Source organism: Rhizobium sp. O111 (assembly GCF_055616315.1).
Map to the genome: position 1 here is coordinate 263,141 of NZ_JBSHXL010000001.1, position 18,309 is coordinate 281,449.

The 18,309-nt window shown below is 60.6% G+C and carries 18 protein-coding genes; 17 read left to right on the forward strand and 1 reads right to left on the reverse strand.

Going from position 1 to position 18,309, the window contains the following annotated elements; genetic code table 11:
• Positions 1-18 precede the first annotated feature (18 nt).
• Genes flgG through fliP form a run of 7 tightly spaced genes read left to right on the forward strand, consistent with a single transcriptional unit; the run spans position 19 to position 4,941 of the window.
• The gene (gene flgG, locus ACVTFQ_RS01350; protein WP_047507406.1) at positions 19-807 is read left to right on the forward strand and encodes a flagellar basal-body rod protein FlgG; all 789 of its coding nucleotides are present in this window, start codon (positions 19-21) and stop codon (positions 805-807) included.
• A gap of 17 nt (positions 808-824) precedes the next feature.
• A complete protein-coding gene (gene flgA, locus ACVTFQ_RS01355) occupies positions 825-1,310 on the forward strand; it encodes a flagellar basal body P-ring formation chaperone FlgA (protein ID WP_047507408.1) in 486 nt (161 codons plus the stop codon).
• The gene (locus ACVTFQ_RS01360) at positions 1,307-2,428 is read left to right on the forward strand and encodes a flagellar basal body P-ring protein FlgI (protein WP_111561707.1); all 1,122 of its coding nucleotides are present in this window, start codon (positions 1,307-1,309) and stop codon (positions 2,426-2,428) included. Before flgA ends, ACVTFQ_RS01360 begins: the two co-directional genes overlap by 4 nt.
• On the forward strand, positions 2,425-2,973 hold the full coding sequence (locus tag ACVTFQ_RS01365; RefSeq protein ID WP_047507413.1) for a MotE family protein: 549 nt from the start codon (positions 2,425-2,427) through the stop codon (positions 2,971-2,973). Before ACVTFQ_RS01360 ends, ACVTFQ_RS01365 begins: the two co-directional genes overlap by 4 nt.
• On the forward strand, positions 2,970-3,686 hold the full coding sequence (gene flgH / locus ACVTFQ_RS01370) for a flagellar basal body L-ring protein FlgH (protein ID WP_047507417.1): 717 nt from the start codon (positions 2,970-2,972) through the stop codon (positions 3,684-3,686). The genes ACVTFQ_RS01365 and flgH overlap by 4 nt, the downstream gene beginning before the upstream one ends.
• An 11-nt stretch (positions 3,687-3,697) precedes the next feature.
• The gene (locus tag ACVTFQ_RS01375) at positions 3,698-4,207 is read left to right on the forward strand and encodes a flagellar basal body-associated FliL family protein (protein ID WP_047507419.1); all 510 of its coding nucleotides are present in this window, start codon (positions 3,698-3,700) and stop codon (positions 4,205-4,207) included.
• Positions 4,204-4,941, forward strand: coding sequence for a flagellar type III secretion system pore protein FliP (gene fliP / locus ACVTFQ_RS01380; RefSeq protein ID WP_047507422.1), 738 nt, complete (start codon positions 4,204-4,206; stop codon positions 4,939-4,941). The genes ACVTFQ_RS01375 and fliP overlap by 4 nt, the downstream gene beginning before the upstream one ends.
• Before the next feature lie 112 nt (positions 4,942-5,053).
• On the opposite strand, the gene ACVTFQ_RS01385 is transcribed toward fliP, so the two are convergent.
• Positions 5,054-6,961, reverse strand: coding sequence for a tetratricopeptide repeat protein (locus ACVTFQ_RS01385; RefSeq protein WP_111561937.1), 1,908 nt, complete (start codon positions 6,959-6,961; stop codon positions 5,054-5,056).
• A 379-nt stretch (positions 6,962-7,340) separates the two neighbouring features.
• Here ACVTFQ_RS01385 and ACVTFQ_RS01390 point away from each other — a divergent pair, with 379 nt between their 5' ends.
• From ACVTFQ_RS01390 to rem, 10 genes are all read left to right on the forward strand, one after another.
• Complete coding sequence (locus tag ACVTFQ_RS01390) at positions 7,341-8,228, forward strand: flagellin N-terminal helical domain-containing protein (protein ID WP_047507425.1); 888 nt, start codon at positions 7,341-7,343, stop codon at positions 8,226-8,228.
• 279 nt (positions 8,229-8,507) lie between these two features.
• Positions 8,508-9,398 (forward strand): flagellin N-terminal helical domain-containing protein, encoded by an 891-nt coding sequence (locus ACVTFQ_RS01395; RefSeq protein WP_047507428.1) that lies wholly within the window; start codon positions 8,508-8,510, stop codon positions 9,396-9,398.
• A gap of 257 nt (positions 9,399-9,655) precedes the next feature.
• The gene (locus ACVTFQ_RS01400; RefSeq protein WP_047507430.1) at positions 9,656-10,564 is read left to right on the forward strand and encodes a flagellin N-terminal helical domain-containing protein; all 909 of its coding nucleotides are present in this window, start codon (positions 9,656-9,658) and stop codon (positions 10,562-10,564) included.
• Between the two features lie 289 nt (positions 10,565-10,853).
• Positions 10,854-11,819 (forward strand): flagellin N-terminal helical domain-containing protein, encoded by a 966-nt coding sequence (locus tag ACVTFQ_RS01405; protein WP_181459214.1) that lies wholly within the window; start codon positions 10,854-10,856, stop codon positions 11,817-11,819.
• Between the two features lie 167 nt (positions 11,820-11,986).
• The gene (locus ACVTFQ_RS01410) at positions 11,987-12,628 is read left to right on the forward strand and encodes a hypothetical protein (RefSeq protein ID WP_111561708.1); all 642 of its coding nucleotides are present in this window, start codon (positions 11,987-11,989) and stop codon (positions 12,626-12,628) included.
• Positions 12,625-13,884 (forward strand): MotB family protein, encoded by a 1,260-nt coding sequence (locus ACVTFQ_RS01415; protein ID WP_111561709.1) that lies wholly within the window; start codon positions 12,625-12,627, stop codon positions 13,882-13,884. Before ACVTFQ_RS01410 ends, ACVTFQ_RS01415 begins: the two co-directional genes overlap by 4 nt.
• A 3-nt stretch (positions 13,885-13,887) precedes the next feature.
• Positions 13,888-15,333, forward strand: a complete 1,446-nt coding sequence (gene motC, locus ACVTFQ_RS01420; RefSeq protein WP_111561710.1) for a chemotaxis protein MotC — start codon at positions 13,888-13,890, stop codon at positions 15,331-15,333.
• A 1-nt stretch (position 15,334) separates the two neighbouring features.
• Positions 15,335-16,753, forward strand: coding sequence for a flagellar hook-length control protein FliK (gene fliK / locus ACVTFQ_RS01425; RefSeq protein WP_111561711.1), 1,419 nt, complete (start codon positions 15,335-15,337; stop codon positions 16,751-16,753).
• A complete protein-coding gene (locus tag ACVTFQ_RS01430; RefSeq protein ID WP_047507442.1) occupies positions 16,674-17,258 on the forward strand; it encodes a lytic transglycosylase domain-containing protein in 585 nt (194 codons plus the stop codon). Before fliK ends, ACVTFQ_RS01430 begins: the two co-directional genes overlap by 80 nt.
• A 282-nt stretch (positions 17,259-17,540) precedes the next feature.
• Positions 17,541-18,212 (forward strand): transcriptional activator Rem, encoded by a 672-nt coding sequence (gene rem, locus ACVTFQ_RS01435; RefSeq protein WP_018898445.1) that lies wholly within the window; start codon positions 17,541-17,543, stop codon positions 18,210-18,212.
• Positions 18,213-18,309 lie beyond the last annotated feature (97 nt).

Here is an 18,309-nt window from a genome sequence, read left to right on the forward strand (position 1 = left end):
GATTTTAAGGATTGAGCCATGAGAGCGCTTGCCATTGCAGCAACGGGCATGGATGCCCAGCAGACCAATCTTGAGGTCATCGCGAACAACATCGCGAACATCAACACCACAGGCTTCAAGCGCGCCCGCGCCGAGTTCACGGATCTGCTCTACCAGACCGAACGCGCGCAGGGCGTTTCCAACCGCGCCAATCAGGCGATCGTGCCCGAGGGTGCGAACATCGGTCTCGGTGTCCAGACATCAGCTGTCCGCAACCTGCACATCCAGGGCGAACTTGCCCAGACCGGCAACGACCTCGACGTCGCCCTGATCGGCCGTGGCTTCTTCCAGATCCAGGCGCCAGACGGCACGACGCTCTACACCCGTGCCGGCGCGTTCAACAAGAACGAGACCGGCCAGATCGTCACCGTCGACGGCTACACGGTCGCGCCGAACATCACCATTCCAGTCGGTTCGACGCAGCTTACCATCAGCCGCTCCGGTGAAGTGACGGCAATGCTGCCGGGCCAGACAGTGCCCACGACTCTCGGACAGCTGCAGATCGCCGACTTTGTCAACGAAGCCGGTCTGAAGCCGCTCGGTGACAACCTCTTCCAGGAAACGCCGGCTTCCGGCCAGCCCGTCGTCGGCACACCCGACGATCCGGGTTACGGCTATCTCAAGCAGAGCTATCTGGAATCGTCCAACGTCGACCCGGTGAAGGAAATCACCGAGCTGATCTCGGCACAGCGCGCTTACGAAATGAACTCCAAAGTCATCACCACCGCCGACGAAATGGCCTCCATCGTCAGCAAGAACCTGAAGTAACAGGGAAGGGCCGAAACATGACGTTTTGCCGGGTAGAACATCTTCGTGGATGGGCGAAAGCCGCACTGGTTGCGGCCATGACCCTTGCGGCGCCGACGGCTTTTGCCGCCGCCGACATGGGTTACGCGGTCATTCCGACCACCATCATCTATCCCGGCGAAACGATCTCCAGCGCCCAGCTGCAGGAAGTCGAAGTCACCAACCCCAATCTGCAGGGCGATTACGCCAAATCCATCGGCCAGGTGGACGGCATGATTTCCAAGCGAACGTTGCTTCCCGGCCAGTCGATTTCGATCTCGGCCCTGCGCGAGCCCTATACGGTCACGCGCGGCTCCTCGACCCGGCTGATCTTCACGGTCGGCGCCATGGCAATCTCGGCCGCCGGCTCTCCGCTTGAAGATGGCATGACCGGCCAGATGATCCGTGTGCGCAACATGGACTCCGGCGTGATCGTTAGCGGCACCGTGCTCGCGAACGGCACCATACACGTGGCTGCAAAATGAAGATCCTATTTCGTCTTTTCATCGCACTTGCAATGCTTGCGCCGAACGTCGTGGCTGTCACGCCAGCGTCGGCGATGAGCTCGCGCATCAAGGATATTGCGTCGCTGCAATCAGGCCGTGACAACCAGCTGATCGGCTACGGCCTTATCGTCGGTCTCCAGGGGACCGGCGATGGCTTCCGTTCATCGCCCTTCACCGAGCAGTCGATGCGCGCGATGCTACAGAACCTCGGCATCTCCACGCAGGGTGGTCAGTCGAACGCCAAGAACACCGCGGCCGTCATGGTCACCGCCAACCTGCCGCCCTTTGCAAGCCCCGGCAGCCGGCTCGACGTCAACGTCAGCTCGCTGGGTGATGCCACATCGCTGCGCGGCGGAACGCTGATCATGACGTCGCTGTCGGGCGCCGATGGCCAGATTTACGCCGTCGCCCAGGGCTCGGTTGTCGTCTCCGGCTTCACCGCGCAGGGCCAGGCCGCGACCGTGACCGAAGGTGTCACCACGTCCGGTCGCGTGCCGAGCGGCGCCATCATCGAGCGCGAGCTTCCGTCGCGCTTCAAGGATTCGATCAACCTCGTCCTGCAACTGCGCAATCCGGATTTCTCCACCGCCGTTCGCATCGCCGACGTGGTCAACGGCTACGCGCGCGGCCGCTTTGGCGGCCCTGTCGCCGAGGCGAAGGACGCGCAGGAAGTGATCGTCCAGAAGCCAAGGGAAGCGGATCTTACGCGTCTGATGGCGGATATCGAAAATCTGGCCGTCGAGACCGATACGCCCGCCAAGGTCGTCATCAACGAGCGGACGGGCACGATCGTCATCGGCGCGGATGTCCGCGTCTCACCTGTTGCCGTCAGCTATGGCACGCTCACCGTCCAGGTCAGCGAAACGCCTCAGGTCATTCAGCCCGAGCCCTTCTCGCGCGGCGTCACCGCCGTCCAGCCGCAGACGGATATCACGGCTCAACAGACGGGCGGCAATGTCGCTCTCATCGACGGGCCTGACCTGAAGACCCTCGTGGCCGGCCTTAACAACATCGGCGTCAAGCCGGATGGCATCATCGCCATTCTGCAGGGCATCAAATCGGCCGGTGCGCTGCAAGCGGAGCTTGTCCTGCAATGACGAAGATCTCTTTCGCGAACATGACGGTTTCGGAACTGGCGAAACGCCTGGTCCTGCCCACGGCTGCCGTCGTCATGCTGACCATTCCCGGCGCCTTCGCGCAGGAAGCACGCACCTCGGCAGGCGGCGAGCTGACCTCCGAGGAAGAAATCAAGCAGTTCTGCAGCAACATCGCCGAACCCGCCCGCGACCAGCGCTATCTTTTACAGAAGCAGGAACTCGACAAGCTCCGGGCCGACGTCGATAGCCGCATGGCCGAAATGACGAAGCGCCGCGACGAGTATCAGGACTGGCTGAAGCGTCGCAACGACTTCCTGAAGCAGGCCGAGGCCGGGCTGACCGATATCTACAAGAAGATGAAGCCGGACGCCGCGGCGCTGCAGCTTCAGGAAGTAAAGGTCGAAGTGGCGGCCGCCGTGATCATGCGGTTGAACGCCACCCAGTCGAGCCTGATCCTGAACGAGATGGATCCGCAGAGAGCTGCGGTTATCGCCAACATCATCGCCAGCGCGTCCGATCCCAATACGTCGAAGGACCCCTCATGAACAAGCGTTTCCCGGTCGCGATTGCCGCAGTAGCCATTCTGGCCGGCTGCCAATCCCCGCAGGCGATCAACGAGATCGGCCGTGCGCCTGCCATGAGCCCGATCGGCAGCGGTCTTGCCTATGGCCAGACGCAGCAGATGTCGATGTATCCGAAGCAGCCGCGCCAGGTCGCCCAGGGCTACTCGCTCTGGAGTGATTCCAAGGCCGCTCTGTTCAAGGATGCTCGCGCGCTCAACGTCGGCGACATCCTGACGGTCAACATCTCGATCAACGACAAGGGTTCGTTCGAAAACAACAGCAAGCGCAGTCGCGAGAACAGCAGCGGGCTGAACTGGGACGCGCAGGCCAACATCCTCGGCTGGAACCCGTCGTCGAAAACCGACGTCACCTATGGTTCCGACACGAGCACGGATGGCAAGGGCAAGATCGAGCGCACCGACAAGCTGAACCTGATGGTCGCGGCCGTCGTCACCGGCATCCTCGAAAACGGCAACCTTGTTGTCAGCGGCTCGCAGGAAGTGCGCCTGAACCAGGAACTGCGCATCTTGAACGTCGCCGGTATCGTGCGTCCGCAGGACGTGACCGCCGACAACGAAATCTCCTACGACAGGATCGCCGAAGCGCGCATCTCCTATGGCGGCCGCGGCCGCCTGATGGAAGTGCAGCAGCCCCCGCGCGGCCAGCAGGCCGTCGATATCCTCTCGCCACTCTAAGGTCCGGCACAATGGCAGACGCAGAAGGCACCGAGGGCCAGCCGAAGAAGAAGTCGGCGATGATGATGACGATCATCGGCCTCGCCGTCCTGACCCTCCTTGGCGGCGGCGGTGGCTGGGTCGTCGGCGGCATGATCGCGCCCAGCGTGAAATCCGCGCAGGAGGCCGAACAGCCCGCTGCGGCGGCCGAACAGGCAAAGGCTGGCGAGACCGGGCTCCAGAAGATCTCGACGGAAGCCAACAACGTCGTCCAGCTCGAGCCGATCACCTCGAACCTCGCCTATCCCTCCGAGAACTGGGTGCGCCTCGAAGTGGCGCTGCTGTTCTCCGGCCCGCCGGACGTGAAGCTCGCCGAGGATATCCACCAGGATATCATGGCCTATATCCGGACGGTTTCGCTGCAGCAGATCGAGGGCCCGCGCGGCTTCGAATATCTTAGGGATGACATCCAGGAGCGTGTTGACCTTCGGGCGCAGGGACGCGTATCGAAAGTCATGTTCAGGACCTTCGTCATCGAATGATTCGATTCCTAGTGATCTTGGCTGCCATGATGGCGGTCCCGGAGCTGGCGCATGCGCAGCAGCTCCCGTCGAACCTGCTCAACCTGCCGGTGGACGGTTCGGTTGCGGCATGGATCATCCGCACTTTCGGTCTTTTGACGGTTCTGTCGGTCGCGCCTGGCATCCTGATCATGGTGACGAGCTTCCCTCGCTTCGTCATCGCCTTCTCCATTTTGCGCACCGGCCTCGGCCTCGCCTCCACCCCCTCGAACATGATCCTCTTGTCGCTGTCGCTGTTCATGACCTTCTACGTCATGCAGCCGACCTTCGATCAGGCATGGCGAGATGGCGTTCAGCCGCTCCTGTCGAACCAGATCAACGAACAGCAGGCGGTGGAGCGGATCGCCGAGCCCTTCCGCACCTTCATGACCCGCAACACCCGCGACAAGGATCTGGCGCTCTTCGTCGATCTCGCCCGTGAGCGCGGCCAGACGGTCGATACCGGCGCCACGATCGACTACCGCGTGCTCGTTCCCGCCTTCATGATCTCGGAAATTCGGCGCGGCTTCGAAATCGGCTTCCTCGTCGTGCTCCCGTTTCTGGTCATCGACCTGATCGTCGCCACCATCACCATGGCCATGGGCATGATGATGCTGCCGCCGACATCGATCTCCCTGCCGTTCAAGATCCTGTTCTTCGTCCTGATCGACGGCTGGAATCTGCTCGTCGGCAGCCTGGTTCGATCCTTCAACTGACGCAATACACGAGGACGACACCGTCCAAGCTTTCAAAACAAAAGGCCGGCGATCAGATCGCCAGCCTTTTGTTTTGATGTTTTAAGAGATCGCGAACCCGCCGCAAGCTGGGTCAGAACGGCGTGGTTCTGGCGGGCAGGGCGGGTACGTCCAGATGGTCGGGCTCCAGCCCCTGCTTGGCGCGCTCGACGGCCATCTCGTAGGCCGTCTCGAGGTGCCGGCAGAAGCGTTCCGCGTCGAACAGCGGCTTGATCATTTTGTTGTCGTCGATCGTCTGCTTGAATTCGGCGATGCGCTCGGGGTTCTCGTAGAGCGCGACAGCCATGTCCTCATAACCTTGCGCATCGTCGGCCACCAGCTCGGGCAACCCGATCGCGTTCAGCAGGCTCTCGGTTACGCGCGAGGCGAAGTTGGTGCCCTTCAGCGTCAGAACGGGCAAGCCGCCCCAGAGCTGCTCCGACGTCGTGGTGTGGCCGTTATAGGGCCAGGTGTCGAGCGCCAGATCGGCCGCCTGCTGCCTGTCGATGTGGCTGCGATAGTCCGCGTGCCCGCAGAAGACGAGACGCTTGGCGGGAATTCCGCGGCTTTTGAAATATTCGCGAAGATTGGCTTCCGTCTGCTTCGATACCGCCATCATCCAAAGCACGCTGTTCGGCGCCCTGCGAAGCACGTTGCACCAGACGTCAACCGTTTCCGGCGTGATCTTGCGGCTGGCATTGAAGGAGGCGAAGACGAACTTGTCGTCGGGCAGGCCGAATTCGCCGCGGTCCACGAAGCCGGGTGTCGGCCGGTGGAAGGGGTCGTTCGGCTGGTAGGTGTCCGGCAGCCGGATGAATTTCTCATGATAATGCGGGCGCGAGGAATCGGGCAGAACGAACCGGTCGCCGATGATATAGTCGACATCCGTGTTCGTGGCGCTGCCCGGAAAGCCGAGCCAGGAAATCTGGATCGGGGCGGGCCCCTTGTTCAAAACGTGATAGCGCGTCTCGAATGTCGGCCCCTTGAGATCGACCAGAATATCGATCCCGTCGGCCCGCATCCGCTCGGCCATCGCCGCGTCGGATAGATCGCCCACTTCGACAACCCGGCCCCAGAGGCTTCGGTCGAATGTATTGTGCTCCAGGTTCGAGGCGCGCGAATGGCAATAGAGCGTGATCTCGAAGCGGTCTCTGTCGTGCAGCTCCAGAACACGGCCCATCAGCTTCATGGTCGCGTGCTGTTCGAAGAGGTCGTTGGAGAGGTAGCCGACGCGGATCTTGTCCGCCCACTGATGCGGTCGTGTGCGTCGTGCGGTGGTCTGCTCGGCCGTCACGGCGTTGTTCATGCTCGACGTCATGCGATTGAGCGATTCGTCGCCACACCACTGGAGATTATAGAATTCGCTCTCATGGTGCAGGAACGCGGTCTGGCCATTGGCGATCAACTCGTCGATGATCTGCTTGTGCAGCTTGATACTGGTGAGATCGCTGACATGTCTGGCGAACATCAGATAGAGGAAACGCAGCGGTACCAGCTTCGGGAAGCGCTTGAACAGGTTGCGGATCAGCAGCGCCTGGGTTTCGTCGCTCGGGTCGTTCTTGAGCAACCGGATGGCAAGCAGCGTGTGGTCACTGTTGCTGCTTTCCGCGAGCACCTTGACGAAGGGGCTGAGCAACTCTTCCTGGCCGCGCTTCTTGTAGATCGAGGCCAGCGCATAGGCGAGCTCCGCATCGAGGCTCTGGTTCAGCATATGCCGCAGGCCAAGCCTGATTGCCTCGTCGTGATTGCCGACCTCGAAATAGAGCAGTGCTGCCTTGCGGGAAAATTCCGATCCGCTTTGTCCAGCCTTCTCGCCGGCCACCGCGAAGGCCATTGCCGCATCGGCTTTCATTCCCAGCTGCAACAGCGTGCGGGCCAAAAGGGCGTAGGTCTTCGCATCCTGCTGTGTTTCGAGCAACGCGTTCAGCGTTTCCAGCGACTTGGTATAGCGCCCGCTCTGATAGTCTTTTGATGCTGCGGAAAACGAAACCACACGATTCACGTTCAAACCTCGTTCAGTTCTTTACGCGGCAAACACCAGGTGCCGCCGGCCGGTTTGCCGCGGACCCAATGAGGCCATTATGGCGCAGAATGACACGTGAACCTTGCCTGAGGCAGGAAGCGACAGGGGGATGAGTAATCCCGAAAATGCCGTTAAACTGTTTAAGTCCTGCTTTAACGACTAGTTAACCATTTGTATTCGTTCGGAAAATGGCGGAGTGCCATTAATTAGTCCGCAAGGTTTTGCTGCGAAAGTCATCCTCGACATGACGGGTTTGGTCCCAATGCAGAATGACCAAGTGGCATGAAGCCGAACCGTCATTGCCGGTACATAAGTCCGGTAATGTCCTCCATTGGTATCGAATTTCGGGGACGGATCCATGACAAGCATTAACACCAACAACTCCGCAATGGCGGCTCTTCAGACGCTGCGTAACGTCAACAACAACCTTTCTGACACCCAGAGCGCTGTGTCGTCGGGTCTGCGCGTTGGCAAGGCTTCTGACAACGCTGCTTACTGGTCGATCGCAACGACCATGAAGTCCGACAACGGCGCTCTTTCGGCCGTTTCCGACGCACTGGGCATGGGTGCGGCAAAGATCGACACGGCTTACACCGCCGTTCAGAGCTCGATCGACGTCGTAACCGAAATCAAGGCCAAGCTCGTTGCCGCGACTGAAGACGGCGTCGACAAGGGCAAGATCAACGACGAAATCAAGCAGCTCCAGCAGCAGCTGACGAGCATTTCCGCTTCGGCTTCGTTCAACGGCGAGAACTGGGTTTCCAGCTCGGCCGCTGGCAAGACCATGTCGGTTGTTTCGTCCTTCATCCGCACCGCAGGCGGCGTCAGCGTCTCGACGGCCGGCTACACCTCGTCGGCAGACGATCTGCTGTTCGCTGGCGGCACCGGCATTCTCGATCGTGACGGCAGCGGCACGGTCAGCGCGTCGATCTCTGAATTCTCGATCAGCTCTTCCAACACCAAGGGCGACATCGACAGCCTGATCACCGACGCGGAAACCGCTCTCAAGGGCATGACCTCGCTCGGCTCCAAGCTCGGTTCGCTGCAGAAGGGTATCGACCTGCAGAGCGACTTCGTTTCGAAGCTCTCCGACTCGATCGACTCCGGCGTTGGCCGTCTGGTCGATGCGGACATGGAAGAAGAGTCCAGCAAGCTTTCGGCACTGCAGACCCAGCAGCAGCTGGCGATCCAGTCGCTGTCGATCGCGAACTCCTCTTCGCAGAACATCCTGTCGCTCTTCCGTTAATAGCGGAAAACGCAAGACATCTGAAATTCAGTGCGGCCGGGCTTTCCCGGCCGCATTTTTTATTGCGGTACGGTAGCTTCGGCTAAGTCTCGGGTATTTCTTAAATTTCTTCCCGCGGGGTTTAGTGTTTCTTAACCATGTTGCCGTCATATGGGCTCATCGAAACGGTGAGTTGATCAGCAAATGCACGGTCAACAGGCATGACGCTGACCGCCGTTTCCGGTAATAGTCCGGAATGTCCCTTCGTATGAAAAATTGCCGAAAAAGGGGCTTTTTAAAATGACCAGCATTCTCACGAACAATTCCGCAATGGCAGCTCTTCAGACGCTGCGTAGCGTGAACAACAACCTCTCGGACACCCAGAGCGCTGTGTCGTCTGGTCTCCGCGTCGGCAAGGCAGCTGACAACGCTGCTTACTGGTCTATCGCAACGACCATGAAGTCCGACAACGGCGCCCTTTCGGCCGTTTCCGACGCACTGGGCATGGGCGCCGCCAAGGTCGACACGGCCTACACCGCCGTTCAGAGCTCGATCGACGTTGTATCCGAAATCAAGGCCAAGCTCGTTGCCGCGACCGAAGACGGCGTCGACAAGGGCAAGATCAACGACGAAATCAAGCAGCTTCAGCAGCAGCTGAAGAGCATCTCGGCTTCGGCTTCGTTCAACGGCGAAAACTGGGTTTCCAGCTCCGTTGGCCAGACCATGTCGGTCGTCTCCTCCTTCATCCGTACTGCAGGCGGCGTCAGCGTCAGCACCTCGGGCTACTCCGCTCTGGCCGACGATTTGCTCTTCAGCGACGACCAGACCGGCATCCTGGATCGCCCGGGCTCCGGCACGCTCATCACCGACTCGATCTCCGAGTTCTCGATCACCTCGACCGACACCAAGGGTGCGATCGATGAACTGATCACCGACGCGGAAAGCGCTCTGAAGAGCATGACCTCGCTCGGCTCCAAGCTCGGCTCGCTGCAGAAGGGTATCGACCTGCAGACGGACTTCGTTTCGAAGCTCTCCGACTCGATCGACTCCGGCGTTGGCCGTCTGGTCGATGCGGACATGGAAGAAGAGTCCAGCAAGCTTTCGGCACTCCAGACCCAGCAGCAGCTCGCTGTTCAGTCGCTGTCGATCGCCAACTCCTCTTCGCAGAACATCCTCTCGCTGTTCCGCTAAGATCGCAGGCGCCAGGCGCCCGCAAAGGAATACGCCGCCGCTTCGGCGGGTGGTTTTCGAAAGCCGCGCTCTCCGGAGCGCGGCTTTTTTATTGCCGTTAACTTTTTGTTAACCAAACTCATGTCTTGTGGCCATCATTAAACGGTATGTTAACCAAGCTTAAGAAGCGGTTAGCAGGCATGAGGCTGATGAACCGTTCCCGGCGGTAGACCGGGATGTCCCTTTTTAAAAGTTTGCCAACAAGGGGCGCTCTTTTCATGACGAGCATTTTGACCAACGTTGCGGCCATGGCCGCGCTTCAGACACTCCGCGGCATCAACACCAATCTCGAGACGACACAGGGCAATGTGTCTTCCGGATACCGTGTTGCCGAAGCCAAGGACAACGCCGCATACTGGTCGATCGCGACAACGATGCGCTCGGACAACAAGGCTCTCTCGGCCGTTTCCGACGCGCTCGGTCTGGGTGCGGCGAAGGTCGACACCGCCTATGCGGCTATGGACAACGCCATCAACATTGTCAGCGAGATCAAGGCCAAGGTCGTCGCCGCCACCGAAAACGGCGTCGACAAGACGAAGATCCAGGACGAGATCGGCCAGCTCCAGCAGCAGCTGTTGAGCGTCGCGCAGTCCGCCTCCTTCTCGGGCGAGAACTGGGTCGCCGGCAGCGGCACGAAGAGTGTCGTGTCGTCCTTCGTTCGCGGCGCCAATGGCGAGGTTTCGGTTCAGACGACCGACTACAATCTCGATGACAACCCCGATGGCAACGTCCTCTTCGGCATGCAGGCAACCGGCGAGATCGACACCACCACCGGCGTCATCGGCTCGGAATTCGGTACCTACGGCTCCATCTACAACATGGACATCTCGCAGCTCAGCGTTGAAGATCTGAACACCACGCTTGGCAACGTCGAGACCGGCCTTAGCGCGCTTACCAAGGCGGCATCGCAGCTGGGCTCGATCTCGACCCGCATCGACCTTCAGGACAGCTTCGTTTCCAATCTCAGTGACTCGATCGACTCAGGCGTTGGCCGTCTCGTCGATGCCGACATGGAAGAGGAATCGAGCAGGCTGACGGCGCTCCAGACCCAGCAGCAGCTGGCGATCCAGTCGCTGTCGATCGCCAATTCGAGCGCCCAGAACGTCCTTACGCTGTTCCAGAACTAAGCTGGTCAAGCGGCGTTGCAAACGCCCTGAAGACAATCGTGAAAGCCTTGAAAGCCGTCTCGCAAGACGCGGCTTTCTCTTTGTTTTTGAAAAGAGATTTAAGGTTGCGCGAGGCTTGCGAGACCGTTTGTCGGCTACTTGCGCTGGCTGTAGGCCTTGGTTAACTTCTCTTAAGAATTGATTTGTTTAGCGACGAGCCGATCGGAAAAATCCGGTTGGCGGCATGAAGCCACGCCTGTCGCTGCCGGCGGTCCGGTCTATCCTCTCCTCTACCATAGAGCTCCAAAAAATGACCTATCGAATCACCAGCTCCGCCCAGGTAAACGCTCTCGCCGCATTGCGGATCATCAACAAGGAAGCAGCGACCACCCAGCAGCAGGTATCATCGGGCATGCGCGTGGAAACGGCGGCGGATGACGCGACCTACTGGTCGTTCGCGAGCGTTCTGCGCTCCGATGGCAGCTCCATGACCAACATCCACGATGCACTCGGCGTTGGTGCCTCGAAGGTCGACACCGCCTACACCGCGATGGATAGCCTGATCGATCAGCTGACCAGCATCCGCGCAACGCTTGTCAGCGCCAAGGAAGACGGCGTCGACAAGGAAAAGCTCAACACGACGATCGAGCAGCTCAAGCAGCAGATGCAGACGACGGTTCAGTCGACGAGCATCGCCGGCGAAAACTGGCTGTTCAACCAGGATGCGACGCTGACCACCTCGCGCTCGGTCATCGGCGGCTTCACCCGGGCGCCGACCGGCGAATATCAGCCACAGAACATCACCTTCCCGGCTGACCAGACCGTCATGATCGACACCAGCAACGCCAATCGCGGCCTGCTGACCAAGACTGTTGACGCAAGCACCTTGAACGACACGGGTTCGACCGCGCCACGCAACTACTATCTGCTCAGTGCCGGATCGGTCACCGGCGCCGATGGCGACGAGATCAAGCTCGACAACAACACCACGACCGAGCAGGTCGATGACATGATGGCTGTCGTCGACAATCTTCTCTCGACGCTGACCACGACCGCGGCCGGCCTCGGCACGATGAGCGCCCGCATCAACGACCGCATCGACTACACCGCCAACATGGCCGATATCATCGAGAAGAATGTCGGTGCGCTTGTCGATACGGATATGGACGAGGCGTCCGTGCGCCAGAAGGCTCTGGAGACCCAGCAGAAGATGGGCGTGCAGGCGGTTTCCATCCTCAATACCGCCGCCAGCAAGGTTCTCGTGCTGCTGCAGTGATTGCGGGCCACGGTTGCGCGCCGCCCGGCGGCGCCCTTCATCTTCGCACAAGTTTGGCCTCCTAGGGTCAGGGACAACAGGCGTGGTGCGAAACCGCGCGAAATATTTGTTTGGTGCAATGTGAGGCGCGGCATGTCGCAGGCTTCTGCTGATAAGAGGTGGGTTGAGTGAGCGCGCTGCTGTCTCGTCTGAAAGACTTTGGCGAACCCGCCGTCGTCGCCCCATCCGTGGTCGAAACATCGTTTTCCGACGATTTAGGCGGTTTCGGTGGTTTCGACGACATCGCCCCCGAGCCGGTGGTTGATATCGAGGCGGAGCGCCGTGATGCAAACGCCATGGGCGAGGCCAAGGCGACCGCCGAGCTCACCGAGAAATTCGAGGCTGAAGCGCAGACCGTTGCACTCGTTCACCAGCGCGAGATCGAAGAGCTTCGCAACAAGTACGAGACCGAGATCGCCGAGCTTGTTGCCTCGCGGATCAAGGCAATCTCCACCGAGGTCGCCGATCTTGTGAGCGCCACGGTCGCCCGCACGTTGGCTCCCGTCCTGACCGAGGCTTTGGCTGAAAAGGCCGCCGTCGAACTGGCCGCACAGCTTCGCGATGCCGTTCTGGAAGGCGAGACCGGCACGATCACGGTCAAGGGCCCGGAAACGCTCTTCAATATATTGAAGAACGAACTCGGCGAGAAGGCGGACCTGCTGCGCCATCATGAAAACGACGACATCGACCTGATCGCCGAGTTTGATGACTCGGTACTCGTAACCCGCATGTCTGCCTGGGCGGCGAGCGTCAAGAAAGTTCTGGAATGAGCGACAGCGAAAATCATCACCACGGCAAGAACGAGGTCATCATCATCAAGCGACATGGTGGTGGCGATCACGATGGTGCTCATGGTGGCGCCTGGAAAATCGCCTATGCCGACTTTATGACCGCGCTGATGGCGTTCTTCCTCGTCATGTGGCTGGTCAATGCCGCCAACGAAGAGACCAAGGCTTCCGTCGCCACCTACTTCAACCCGATCAAGCTCTCGGATGAAAAGCCGACCGAGAAGGGCTTGAAGAAGCCGGTCGATCAGGCCGACGGGCAGGAAAAGGCCGACAAGTCGAAGGAAAAAGAAGACCAGCCGAACCAGGGTGCCGCCGCCGCCAGCGGTGAGGACCAGACCTCGACATCGGGCGACCAGAAGAACTATTCCGAAGCGGACTTCTTCGAGAACCCTTATTCGGTTCTCGCCGAAATCGCCCAGGAAGTCGGCCAGCAGGCCAATGTCAGCGCCAAGGGCGAGGGCGGTGCGGCCGACTCCGGCCCCGCGACCGGCGCCGATGGCGGTGAAGCCTATCGCGATCCTTTCGATCCCGATTTCTGGACGAAGCAGATCGAGGTGACTCGCGCCGACAAGACGCAGCCGGACGATCCGGCCAAGGAGGCAATCGAGCTAGCCAAGGCCGAAGACGCGAAGGCTGAGCAGGCCGCAGCCAAGGCCGCTGAGGCCGCGAACCCTGAAACGGCGGACAAGACCAGTGATCAGACGAATGACAAGACCGCCGACAAGGATGGCATAGCGCCTGACACGCAGACCGCCGAGCAAAAGGCGGTCGAGCAGCAGCAGGAAGCCAAGGATCTCCAGCAGCAGATCGCCCAGCAGATCGGCGGCATCGCCGGCAAGCTCGCCGAGGGTCTGACGGTGACGCCAGCTGAAGGTGGTCTCCTGGTCAGCATCTCCGACCAGAGCGACGATTCCATGTTCAACGTCGGCTCCGCCGTGCCGCGCAGGGAAATGGTCCTTGCGATGCAGAAGATCGGCGAGGTGCTGAAGGCGAAGAACGGCGTCGTGGCCATCCGCGGGCATACCGACGGCCGTCAGTACAAGGGCGAGAACGAGAACTGGCGTCTTTCGATGGATCGCGCCCAGGCCGCCTATTACATGATGGTACGCGGCGGGCTCGATGAGAAGCGCGTCTCTCAGGTCTCCGGCTTCGCCGACCGCAAGCTGAAGGACGCCGCAGATCCGTTCAACGCGTCCAACCGTCGTATCGAAATTCTTCTCCAGGCCGATCAGGGATAATCGATGAAGCGCCGGCAGCACAGGCATCTCCTGCCCCTCGCTTTCAGCCTTGCGCTGACGGCGAGCGGCGTTGTGCGCGCGGAAGAAGCCGCGCCGCCCGCCGCCCACGCCGAGGCGCCGGCTGGACATGCCGAGGCGCCGGCAGGGCATGGCGAGACGCCTGCACCTGCCGAAGCGCAAGCCCCTGCCGCCGCGCATGGCGCTGCAACATCGACGGCCGAGGCGCTGCCTGTTGTGCCGCAGGACGATGGCGGCGACACCGTTCCCTACAAGATGCTGCGCTCCCTGCAGTTCGTGCAGGATTCCGTCGTGCTTGGCGACCATTCTGCCAGCGAGATGCAGCGCTTCATGCTCGGCACCATCGACAAGCGCCTGCGCGCCGTCGATCCGGCTGTCTTCGATGACGATCGCAACGTCGATGCCGCATTGATCTACGCCATGAGCGGCGGCAATCCGCAGACGCTGGAATATCTGGTGGCTCGCGACGTCAATGGCTACTTCGACAACCGCGTGACCGACATCCTGCGCAAATATCTGAGCGGCAAGGGTCTTCTCGTCGCCAAGACGCTGGTGGATACCGCCGAGGAATATAAGGACAAGAAGATCGGTCCCTATCTGGCGCTGGTTGGCGGCAACGTCACGATCGCCAAGAGCCCGGAAGAGGCGCTCAAGCTCTACGATCTCGCGCGTCTCAATGCGCCCGGCACGATCATCGAGGAGGCGGCCTTGCGCCGCTCGGTCGCGATCTGCGTCGATAAGGGGCTGGTGGACCAGGGGCTGCAATATTCCCAGCGCTACATCCGCCGCTTCCTGCATTCGCCCTATGCCAGCCAGTTCGCCGATCTCTTCGTCAAGCTGCTGGTCGATCACGATCATGATGTGAAGCCGGATGACGTCATCGGCATCCTCTCCTTCATGGATGAGGCGCGCCAGCGCGAAATCTATCTGCGTATCGCGCGTGCCGCAGCGATAGCGGGCAAGGGCGAACTCGCGCGCATGGCGGCCGGCCGCGCCCAGGCCCTGTCGGGCGATAACAACAACGCCTTTGGCGCATTGGCCGATTTTTACGGCGGCATGGCCGCGATCCCGACCGACAAGATCGATACCGCCGCTCGCGATATTTCGACGATCGCCGACAAGGCGCTTTCGCCGCGCGACCAGATCTTGCGGGCCGCTGCGCGCTCGGTGGCCGAGCAGGTGCTTCGGCAACCAGACGCTGCAAGCCTGACGCAAGGCTCTGCTAATACACCAGATGGTCAAGAAGCCAGTTCTGAACAGGCGGCCGAGGGAGGATCGGCCGGAGAGGGGGCGGTGCCCGACGCCGCACCGGCGGCCGGATCGCAGTCAGCTGATCTACAGAACGCCGACCCCGCATTCAGCTCATTTGTGACCTCGAGCCGCTCTCAGTTGGATGAGATCGACGGTCTTTTGAACAAGGAAAGCAATTGATATGATGGATATCAGCGTTCCGGCCGGTGCCGCAGATGCTGCCGCAGGCGCAAAAGCCAGCCGGCCGGCCGGCAAGGGCTCGGATACCGAAGGCGGTGGCTTCTCGGACGTTCTGAACAAGGCCAATGCCAATTCCGATCGCAACCAGGGCGCCAATGCCGATGGCCAGCAGCCCTCCGGTACTGCAGATGGCGGCAACGGCGCGGTTGGCTCGGCGCCGCACCGGCAGAACCCGAAAGCTGTGATCGATCTCGGCAACTCGGCCGCACTGGCGCAGGCGGAAGCCGATGCGACGGCGGCCAATGCCGGGAAGGACGCTCAGAAGACGGGCCGGATCGATATCAAGTCGCTGCGCAAGCAGCTCGATGATGCTGCGGTCGACGGCACCGCCGAGGACGTGGCCGACAAGATCGCCGCGCCGACATCCAAGGACGACAAGACAGGCAAGCCGGTCAAGACCGAGGCCAAGCCCGGATCAGCCGACGACAGTGCTGTCTCCGACGTCCTGAGCATGCTCGGCAACACTCCGGTCGATGGCGCATCGGCCGCCGCTGCCGCACTGTTCGCACAGAAGGCGCAGGATTCTGCGCCCACTGACGCCAAGGACAAGTCTTCCGGCAAGCAGAAAACCAAGGGTGACGCCGTCGCCGATGTCGCCAGCGCCTTGACCTCGGCCAGCGACGCCGCGTCCGACGTGGACATGCCCGGCGCGACCGATGCCGGTGATACGGTCGGCCAGACCTTCCGGCTGACGCGCGCCGACAGCCGTGGCACGTCCATGGACATGCATCTCGGCATCGAGAAGGACGCGGCCGACGTTGGCGGAAAGGCGAATGTCGAGACGGTCACGATCCTCGATTCCCGCCGCTATATCGGCCTTGCGCAGAACACCAATTCCGCCGCCGTTACGGCAGCGATCGCCGGCGACAAGGAATGGGCGCATGCCATGCAGGCATCGTCGTCCCTGTCGAACGCCGCTGAGCTCAGCAGCACCGGCAAGGTCGTCAACACGCTCAAGATCCAGATGAACCCGATCGATCTCGGCCTCGTCACCGCGACGCTCAGGCTTCAGGGCGATACGCTGAACGTCGACCTCAAGGTCGAGACAGCAGCCGCCTACCGGCAGCTGAGAGAAGACCACACGAAGATGCTGGAGTCTCTGCGCAGCCAGGGCTACGCCATCGACGGCGTGAGCGTCAGCATGGCGCCCGTCGCCAACACCGATACCAGCAGCCAGACGAACGCCCAGAGCGGCTCGCAGCAGGGCTCTGCGCAGGGGCAGGGCGGCGAGGCGCGTGAGCGTCAGAATCAAACGGGGCAGCGCAGTGCAGGGGGCTTCAATGTTACAGGTGAGAGCGACGCTACGAGCGCTTCTGCTGGCTCCTCTGGCAGCAGCGGCACTGGCGACGTATACCTCTGACGCGCGGGCGTCCGATGGCGCCTGCGAGCAGGAGATCCAGTCGGCCGCGCTGAAGTATGGTATCCCCGAGGGCATCCTCTATTCCGTCGGATTGACCGAAACGGGCCGCAAGGGCTCGCTCTACCCCTATGCCTTGAACATAGAGGGCAAGCCCTTCTTCCCGCCCTCGGAGCGCGACGCGCTGAGGCAGGTGGATACGGCTCACAGGTCGGGCGCGAAGCTGATCGATGTCGGCTGCATGCAGATCAACCAGTTCTACCACGGGGAGAATTTTCGGTCATTGGAGGAGATGTTCGACCCCCGAACCAACGTGGAATACGCCGCACGGTTCCTCAAGAACCTGCACGATCGCCACGAGACCTGGACCATGGCGGTCGCCCGCTACCACGCCGGCCCCAATAATGACCCCGCGCAGAAGCAATATGTCTGCCGCGTCATCGCCAATCTGGTCGCCACGGGCTATGGGAAATGGACTCCCAATGCGAGCAATTTCTGCCGCGGCTAACTCGCCCAAAGATAGCGAAAAAAGAACAAACCGGAAATGTGTCATAATATGGCAAGAATTCGGGCCAATGTGGCAAGGCAAGTCACAATTTAGGACATGTTAACTTTTCCACGAAACTTTTGTGTGCATAATTTTGCCTACCCACTAAATATAGAGCAAATCGGGGGGCAATTCTTAATCAACTATTAATTTCCGCCAGTGAGTTCCTACAGCTTGTCCCAGAATCGTGCGATTCGTACCCATAGGTCATCGATGTGCCACAAGTGATTCGGAGGCGGACGAATGATCGTAGTGGTTGATGAGCGTGAGCTCGTGAAGGATGGCTACACTTCCCTTTTTGGTCGAGAAGGTATTCCTTCGACCGGTTTTGATCCAAACGAGTTTGGAGAGTGGGTGCAGACGGCTGCCGATTCGGATATCGCGGCTGTCGAGGCGTTTTTGATTGGCCAGGGACAGCAGACATTCGAGCTGCCGCGCGCCATTCGCGATCGGTCGATGGCACCCGTCATCGCGGTCAGCGACCAGCCCTCGCTCGAAAACACGCTTGCACTTTTTGATTGCGGTGTTGACGACGTCGTTCGCAAGCCGGTTCACCCCCGCGAAATCCTTGCACGCGCAGCGGCCATCCGCCGTCGCCTCAAGGCGATTTCCACGCACACGGATATCGGCGCCATCCGCGTCTTCTCCGATGGCCGCGATCCCGAGATCCACGGCGAAGTCTTCGCACTGCCGCGCCGCGAGCGCCGCATCCTCGAATACCTGATTGCCAACCGCGGTCGCCGCGTCACCAAGACCCAGATCTTCAATGCCATCTACGGGATTTTCGACGAGGAAGTCGAAGAGAACGTCGTTGAAAGCCACATTTCCAAGCTTCGCAAAAAGCTGCGCAAGAAGCTCGGTGTCGACCCGGTCGATTCCAAGCGCTTCCTCGGCTACTGCATTGATTGGGAATAGTTTTTCAACGTCCGCTATGGGCGCAGCAGTCTAGGCTCCGATCTTTCTTCGATCACGCAAATGCCAGACAGCTTCACGCAAGGCCCACCGGATACTC